The 7,828-nt window shown below is 63.9% G+C and carries 3 protein-coding genes; 2 read left to right on the plus strand and 1 reads right to left on the minus strand.

All coding sequences use genetic code 11. From position 1 onward, the window contains the following. Positions 1-599 (minus strand): transporter substrate-binding domain-containing protein (locus JMF90_RS14580; protein WP_201325186.1); only part of this gene is annotated, 599 nt, incomplete at its 3' end. Positions 600-955: 356 nt separating this feature from the next. Here JMF90_RS14580 and tssI point away from each other — a divergent pair. Together tssI and JMF90_RS14590 are read left to right on the plus strand one after the other, a co-directional pair. After that, positions 956-4,147, plus strand: a complete 3,192-nt coding sequence (gene tssI, locus JMF90_RS14585) for a type VI secretion system Vgr family protein (protein WP_011694121.1) — start codon at positions 956-958, stop codon at positions 4,145-4,147. 51 nt (positions 4,148-4,198) lie between these two features. Next, positions 4,199-7,828: DUF6531 domain-containing protein (locus tag JMF90_RS14590; RefSeq protein WP_201325187.1), on the plus strand; the 3,630-nt coding region annotated here is incomplete at its 3' end.

Genomic DNA, 7,828 nt, shown 5'->3' on the forward strand with positions numbered 1-7,828 from the left:
ATCATGTACGGCAGCATCAGGCGGTCGTCGAGCGTCGCCTCGATCCGGCCCGCAGCGAGGTCGCGCAGCTTCTCCGGCGCGCCCGGATACGTCTGCACCTCGATGCCCGGCACGGTGCGCGCCATCTGATCGTAGTTGGTGCCGAGCGTCACACCGAGCTTCTTGCCCTTGAAGTCGTCGAGCGACTTGAAGTTGCGCGTGTCGTCCTTGCGCTGGATCAGCTGCGCGGCCGAGTACGTGTACGGCTCGCTGAAGTCGAGCGCCTCCTTGCGCTGCGGCGTGATCGTGACCTGATTGACGATCACGTCGAACTTGCCGGCCTGCAGCCCGGCGATGATACCGCTCCATTCGGTCGGGATGAACTGCGTCTTCACGCCGAGCTTGCCGGCGACCGCGTTCGCGACGTCGACGTCGAAGCCCTCGAGCTGGCCGGACGTGCCGCGCGAGTTGAACGGCGGATAGGTGCCTTCGAGGCCGACGCGCAGCACGCCGGCCTTCTTCACGGAATCGAGCAGGTCGTCCGCGTGCGCGGCGACGGCCGTGAAGCCGAGGGCCGACGCGAGCAGCAGGCCCGACAGCAGGAACTTCGAACGTTTCATCGCAGATCTCCAGGGTTCAGTGTCGTGATGTGAGCGCCGGCTCTCGGTCGGACCCGGCGGCGGCCGGCAGACGGGCACGTAGACACTACTCGCAACCGCGCCGCGCCGGAAGTCGAATTGGCCCTGATTGCAATCGATTTCATGGGACGGGGAAGGGCATCGCTGCGGCGCGGGTCGGTTTCGACGAGCGGTCAGTCAGTGAGGTCGATCTATCAGGCTTCCGGGCGCGTTTGAAAATGTGCTTTTGAATCAGGCTACTTTGGAGGGATTCGTGCAAAGTTTTGCCTGTAAAATCGCGCAAGCGAAATGAAGCTGCGCCATCCGAGGGCGCGTCAAAAGAAGAAAAGGCCGTAGCCATGAACATGCAGAACACAATCGCCGCATTGCGCGGCGGATTGCTTCAGCAGGACCGGTTGTTGAAGCTCGATACGCCATTGGGGAGCAACGTCCTGACCGTGCAGCGGGCAGTTGGCCGCTCACGTATCGGGCGCGCGTACGAATTCACGCTGGACGTACTGTCGACCGATAGCGATCTGGAGCTTAAAAAGCTGATCGCGCAGCCGGTCACGTTGTGGATTCAGCAAGGCGATCGCAGCTATCGGCCGATGAACGGCTACGTGCACACCGCGCGCCGTCTGGGCGCCGACGGCGGGCTCACGACCTATCAGCTCACGTTCGCCGATTTCACCCATTTCCTGAAGTTCCGTCGCGACCAGCGGATCTGGAACGATACGACCGTCGACCAGATCATCAGCGACGTGCTGAACCAGCATCCGCAGGCGAAAGGCCATTTCCGCTTTGCGCTGTCGAAGCCGTTGCCGAACCGCTCGTACACGCGACAGCACGACACCGACTGGCATTTCATCCATCGACTGATGGAGGACGAAGGGCTCTACTGCGCGTGGCAGCAGGCCGACGACGGCAAGTCGCACACGCTCGTGGTGACCGACAACCTGCAGGCGTTCGCGCCGCTATCGCCGCAGACCGTGCGCTTCTATCGTGGCGGGGCGGCGAGCGAAGCCGATGCGTTCACGCAATGGTCGGGCACGCGCACGCTGCAGAGCGTCACGCGTTCGACGCGCACGTTCGACTACAAGAATCCCGCGCAGCCGTCGAATCCGAAAGGCACGTCGCTGCCGACGATGGCCGGTCAGGGCGAATTGCCCGATCAGCTCGAAGTCTACGAATACACCGGTGCGTACACGTATCTGGACCAGACGCGCGGCGACCATCTGACGAAGATCCGGATGGAGCAGTGGGAGTCGGAGGCGAAGCGCTTCCACGGCGCGGGCGGCGTGCGTGCGATCGATGCCGGCCGGCGCTTCACGCTGGCGGATCATCCCGAACACGATCGCGATCCGGCCGACCAGCGCGAATTCGCGGCGATCGGCGTCGAATGGTGGATCGAGAACAACCTCCCCGTTTCGAACGGCAGCGCGGATTTTCCGTACAGCCTGCGTGAAGCGTTGACGCAAGCGCAGGAGGGCTACGGTGCCGACCCCGCGTTTCGCGTGCCGCACGACGACGGCTCGGTCGGCTTCTATCTCGTCGAGGTCGAAGCGCAGCGCGTGAACGTGCCGTATCGCAGCCCGTTCGAGCATAAAAAGCCGGAGATGCACCTCGAGACGGCGATCGTCGTCGGGCCGCAGGGCGAGGAGGTTTATACCGACGAGCTGAACCGGACTCGCGTGCAGTTCGTGTGGGATCGCCTGAACCCGGGCAACGAGAACGCATCGTGCTGGGTGCGCGTCGTGCAGTCGGATACGGGCGGCGGCTACGGCGGTGTGCACGTGCCGCGCATCGGCGAGGAAGTGCTGATCGACTACGTCGGCGGCGACTGCGACCGGCCGCTGGCCGTGGGGCGCGTGTACAACGGCGCGAACCAGCCGCAGTGGCATAGCGACGGGATTCTGTCCGGCTATCGATCGAAGGAGTATTCGGGCGGCGGCTACAACCAGCTCGTGATGGACGACGCGACCGGGCAGAACCGCGTGCAACTGATGAGCAGCAGCGCGAACAGCCTGCTGCATCTCGGCTACATCATCGACCAGAACGGCAATGCGCGCGGGTCGTATCTGGGCAGCGGTTTCGATCTGCGCTCGGATGCGTATGGCGCGGTGCGGGCGAGCCAGGGCCTGTACGTGACGACGCACCCGAAGGCGGCGAACAGCCAGCCGCTCGACGTGAAGGAGGCGCAGCAGCAGCTCGTGGCGGGCGAGAGCCTGGTCGAGGCGATGTCGGGCGTGAGCGAGCAGCATCAGGCGGAGAGCCTGAAGGACGCGCAGGACACGATGCGTGCATTCACGGACGCGACGCAGGACAGCCAGTCGGGCAGCGCGGCGGGCGGGCGCACGGCGGGCGGCGGCACCGGTAACGCGAACGCGTTCAAGGAACCGGTGATGCTGTTCGGCAGCCCGTCGGGAATCGGGATGTCGACGCAGCAGTCGGTGCATATGGTCGCGAACGATCACGTGAACGTGGCAAGCGGGCAGAGCGTGCACGTGGCCGCGGGCAAGTCGCTGATCGGCAGCATCGGGCAGAAGCTGAGCCTGTTCGTGCAGAACGCGGGGATGAAGCTGTTCGCGGGCAAGGGCAAGGTCGAGATCCAGGCGCAGTCGGACAACATCGAGGTGACCGCGCAGAAGGCGGTGAGGGTGGTGTCGGCGACGGACCGGATCGAGATCGCGGCCGATCAGGGGATTTTGCTGACGAGCGGCGGCGGATATATCCGCATCAAGGACGGCGACATCGAGATTCATACGCCGGGCGCGGTCGATGTGAAGGGGGCGTCGCATACGTTCGCGGGGCCGGCGAGCATGGGGTATCCGCTGCCGAGCCCGCGGCCGGATCAGCCCGGGCAGCTCGAACTGTTTCACAAGTACGTGAACGGCGAGGCGGTGAAGGGCGGGCTGTTCACGGTGAAGGACGTGAACGGCGCCGTGCTGAAGAAAGGCGCACTCGACAACAGCGGCTATACGGTCGTGAGCGGCTTGCCGCCGGGGGCGGTGCGCGTCGAATTCGGGAAAGACCCACGCGAGTCGGATCAGCCGGCGAACTATTTCAAGCAGGCGAAGTGGCCGGCGGAGCCCGTGCAACCGTCGCCCGAGGCCGCGCAGGCCGCGGCGAGCGGACAGCTCGCGAGTCAGCTGCAAGGGATGGCGCCGGCCGCGACGACCGCGGCGATGGGGCTGGTGAGCGGCGGCGGCGCGGGTGCGGCCCTCGGCGGGCTCGCGAGCGCCGCATTGCCGGCTGCTGCGACCGCGTTGGGTGGCGCCGGCGTGGCGTCCGCGTTGCAGACCGCCTCGAGCCTGAGCGGTGCGGCGAAGCAGGTGGCCGGGATGGTTCAGGCCGCCCGTCAGGGCGGGCTTGCCGCGCTTGCCGCGCCGGCTGCGAATGCGGCGTCCGGGGCGTTGCAGGGCGCGTTGCCCGGTGCATTGCCGGGCGTGGCCGGTATCGCGGGCAAGGGCGCCACGACCGTGGCGTCGGCCGCGGGCGCGACGGGCATGAAACTGCCGACAAGCGGGTTTGGCGGACCGTTGAAATCCTGAGAGGGCGGCTCGTCAGCCGTCTTGAAAAAAACGAATTGAACGAACAACGACATGGCACAACAACTTCCACCCGGTGCAGAGAAGGAACAGGCTGTTTCCTGGCTCAGCGATATTTCACCGAAAGACGTGGCGGCGGGGGGCGACCGTTTCAATAAGTGGTTGCTCAAGATCAGCGGCAATCACATTTCGTTCGAGGATCTCAAAACCGTCGCGAGCGCGGTGCCGATCATCGGCAACCTGATGGCGTTCTACGATGCCGTGTGCGACATCGTGACGATCGTCGAGAAGCGTCATGCCGATCTGCTCGATTACCTTGGACTCGCGATCAACCTGATCGGGGTCATTCCGGTTCCGCCGCCGCTGGCGTCGTTCCGACTGTCGGCGCGGCCGCTGTTGGCGCTTGTGCGCAATCAGTTGCTGGTGTCTCGCGGCAATCTCGGGGCGGCGATCATTGGCGTGCTCGTTGCACACGTCAACGCCGCGGCCGCGACGGAAATCGAGAACTTCCTGAAGACGTTGCAGGAAGTCCTTGTCGATCTGCTGAATGACTGCGCGGCCAAGGCGCAGGAATTGATGGTCGGTATTGCCAGCGGACTCGAGCTTGCCCTCAAAGGGCAGATTTTCGACAGTAGTGCGAACGTGCGACGTACGCAGCAGATCGCGCGGAAGATGGGCGAGCGATCCTGGTACAACCCGAAGCTCTTGGTCGATGCGTTCGAGTACGGTTACGAAGGTTCGATCGCGTTGGGCAAGGAAGCCGGCAACGCGACGGTCGGGACCGCCGCGAAGCTGGCGCCGGATTCGTGGCTCCAACCGTTTCGCGATATCGTCGCCTTCCTGAAGACTGAGGCGCCGAAAGTTGCGAAGGCCATCCGTGATCTGAATGGCAGCGAAGAAGGCAAGATGCTCTGGCTGATCGCGCAAGTGATCGAGGCCGTGGCACGGGTGCGGGCGGGCGGCAAGCTTCGTGAAAAGACCGCCGACGTGCCGACCGGCGGCAAGGGAAGGGCACATCATGATCGCCCGCAGGAGCCGGTGGGTGCGGTCGAGCAGCATGCGCATCCGGAGGGTCCTGGCCAGAGCCCCTGCAAAGGTTGCGGGGTCGGCGCGTCGACCGGGTCGATCGATTTCGCTTTCGGCGATGAGACGTTCACGCATACGGACTTTGAACTGCCCGGCGCATTGCCGCTTGTCTGGGCGCGTACTTATCGCTCACGCCTGTCCGCATACGACACCGGAGAACTCGGCGCGCGATGGATTACGCCGTACACGACGCGCATCGATATAGAAGGCGACACATGGTTCTACCGTGATGCCAGCGGGCGCAGCATTGAATATCGCGCGCTCGCAGCCGGAAGCGTGCATGACGATCTCTCGGAAAACCTGACGCTGTCGCGACTCGACGATACGTGGGTGACGATTGCGTACGGCCACGACGAGTTGCACGTGTATGAACGGCGTGGCAACGCGTTCAGGCTGGCGATGCAGAAAGATCGCGCGGGTAACACGATCACGCTCGACTACGATGCGCGCGACCACGTGGCGCGCCTGATTGATGCGAACGGTAACGTGCTGTCGTTCGAGCACGACAAGCACGGCCGGATCGTACTGATCGAGCAGGTGCTCGAAGACGGTAAGCGTCGCACGCTCGCGAGCTACGCCTATGACGAAGCGGCCGATCTGATCCGCGCAACCGATCGGCACGGCAACGCGTGGAACTACCAGTACGACCGACATCTCGTCACGCGCTACACCGATCGCACCGGCCGCGGGATGTCGCTTGAATGGGACGGCGCGGACGCTGACGACAACGCGAATGCGAAATGCGTGCGCGAGTACGCGGACGACGGCAGCCTCGATATCCGTCTGGCGTGGCATCCGAACATTCGATTGACCTATGTGACCGATGCGCTCGGTCAGACGACGCGTTATTACTTCAATATCAAGGGCTACGTTTATCGGATCGCCTATCCGGATGGAAGCGAAGAGTGGTTCCGGCGAGACGAGCACAACAATCTGACGTTGCACATTCTGCCGGACGGCAGCGTCGAGCAGATGCGTTACGACGCGCGCGGTAACCGGACATGGCACGAGCGCGCTGACGGCAGCATTGTCGAGATGGCATACGACGACAAGGACCAGATGATCCGGCTCGTCGATCCGAATGGGCATGTCTGGCAGCGCAAGTACGATGATGCAGGCAATCTCGTCGAGGAAATCGATCCGCTCGAGCACTCGACGAAGTACAGCTATAACGACAAGGGGCTGCCGACACAGATCACCGATGCCAAAGGCGGATCGAAGGCGCTCGAATACAACGCCGCCGGGCAATTGACCGGCTACACGGACTGCTCTGGAAAGAAGACGGCGTGGCGCTATGACGATATCGGGCGTGCGATCGAGACAAAGGATGCGTCCGGGGGCGTCGTTGCTTATGCATATGGCCCGAACGGCCAGTTGACGGAGATTCGTTCGCCGGCCGGTGTCGAACACGTGCAGTACGATGCTGAAGGTCGATTGCTTGGGCGTACGGATCAACTCAATCGGTCGACGCGATATGGCTACGATGCCGTTGGCCGTATCGCGAGCCGCTCGGACGCGCTCGGGCAGACGATCGCGTATCGCTACGACCGTCTCGGGCGCTTGACCGCGCTGACCGATGCCAACTTTGCGACGTACCAGTTCCGCTACGATCCGGCAGGGCGGCTGATCGAGGAAATCGCCTTCGACGGCAAGTCGACGCGTTATCAGTACGATCCGGACAGCGGCAGTCTCGTTTCGATCGATGAAGCGGGTTGCGTGACTTCGGTCGACGTCGATGCGAACGGCCGTCTGCTGAAGCGCATCGCGGGGGACAGCGAGGAACGGTTTGCCTACGATCCGAGCGGCAGGTTGATCGACGCGGTGAATCGGTACAGCCGCGTGCAGTTCTTCTTCGATCCGGTTGGCAATCTGGTGCGTGAACATCACGCTTACGATCTGTTCGGCGACCGGCGCAGCTACGTGTGGCATCACGAATACGACGAACTCGGCAATCGGCGGCGTACCGTTCGGCCGGACGGGCATGCGGTCGACTGGCTGATGTATGGCTCGGGGCATGTGCACGGGATGCTGCTCGATGGCGAGGAGCGCGTGCAGTTCGAGCGCGATGACTTGCATCGCGAGACGGTGCGTGTGCTGTCGAGCAAGGTCGGGCAGCGCACGCACTACGATCCGGCTGGGCGCGTGCTGCAGCAGACGATCCAGCGGTCGACGTCGCCCGCGCCGCTTGCCGAGCGGCGCTATCGCTATGACGCGGTGGGGCAGTTGTCGCGGATCGAGGACAGCCGCAAGGGCGGGACCGATTATCGATACGATCCTGTCGGGCGTTTGATCGAGGCGATCAGTCCCGTCGCGAAGGAGCGGTTCGCGTTCGATCCGGCGAGCAACATCATCGATCCGGTGCGGATTACGGAGACGCCTGCATCGCGTCCCAGCCCGGTGCGGCCGGAAAGCACGTTGCCGGTCGAGGTGCCGAAGGTGCTCGGGAACCTGCTGAAGGCGTACGCGGGGATGCACTTCGAGTACGACGCACGCGGGAATCTGGTGCGCAAGCGCACGCCTGCGGGGCAGCAGGAATACGAGTGGGATGAATTCAATCGCTTGCTGTCCGCGCGGGTTGCCGAGACGTCGCGGCAGAGT

It is taken from the genome of Burkholderia sp. E168m23 (genome assembly GCF_016586125.1).
In the GTDB taxonomy this organism is placed as follows: domain Bacteria; phylum Pseudomonadota; class Gammaproteobacteria; order Burkholderiales; family Burkholderiaceae; genus Burkholderia; species Burkholderia orbicola.

What these genes read in the sequence shown, in the direction of transcription:
- tssI (WP_011694121.1), top strand. Translation starts at nt 956, where the DNA reads ATGAACATGCAGAACACAATCGCCGCATTGCGCGGCGGATTGCTTCAG.